Origin of the sequence: Candidatus Phytoplasma citri (genome assembly GCF_002009625.1) — a bacterium.
Lineage (GTDB): Bacteria > Bacillota_I > Bacilli_A > Acholeplasmatales > Acholeplasmataceae > Phytoplasma > Phytoplasma citri.
Genome location: NZ_MWKN01000084.1, coordinates 1 through 548, shown reverse-complemented (window position 1 = coordinate 548; position 548 = coordinate 1). Strand labels below are relative to the sequence as shown.

The 548-nt window shown below is 22.4% G+C and carries 1 protein-coding gene and 1 pseudogene; both read left to right on the top strand.

All coding sequences use genetic code 11. The features are described from left to right. Positions 1-45 precede the first annotated feature (45 nt). Positions 46-327: a Holliday junction resolvase RuvX gene (gene ruvX, locus B2G44_RS02000; protein ID WP_078123159.1), complete on the top strand. Its 282-nt coding sequence runs from the start codon at positions 46-48 to the stop codon at positions 325-327. Positions 328-356: 29 nt separating this feature from the next. Beyond that, positions 357-548: pseudogene (locus B2G44_RS01995) on the top strand (hypothetical protein); the annotation flags it as partial.

Here is a 548-nt window from a genome sequence, read left to right as displayed (position 1 = left end):
TGATTGTAAATAAAACAGCAAAGATAAATCGCTGCATAAAACGCAATTAATCTATCCGTATTTAATACAATTGTTTTAGGAGATCCTAAACATATGAACAATAATATAGGAATTAAATCTAAAATTAGTATTTCTTTTAGTAAAAGAATTAAGAAATCTTTTCCATTTGTTCAAATATTTTTGTGGGATGAACGACTTTCAACTAAAGAAGCAATTGATAATATGTATCAAGCTCAATATAAAAAAACTAAAATATTTAAATTAAAAGATGAAATGGCTGCTAAGGTAATTTTACAAAATTTTTTAAATTATCATAAATCCATTTAAATAAAAATAAATTTATAAAGAATTTGCATATGTCTATATTTTATAAAATAAAAAAAAAATATCTAAAAAAAATACAAAAATATGCTATAAAAGAGCACATACCTATTATTCACGAAGAAACTGGTTTATTTTTAGAAAACTTTGTTAATCAAAAAAAAATAATAAATATTTTAGAAATAGGAACTGCTATTGGTTATAGCGGGGCGCCAAAGAGGCCTAAA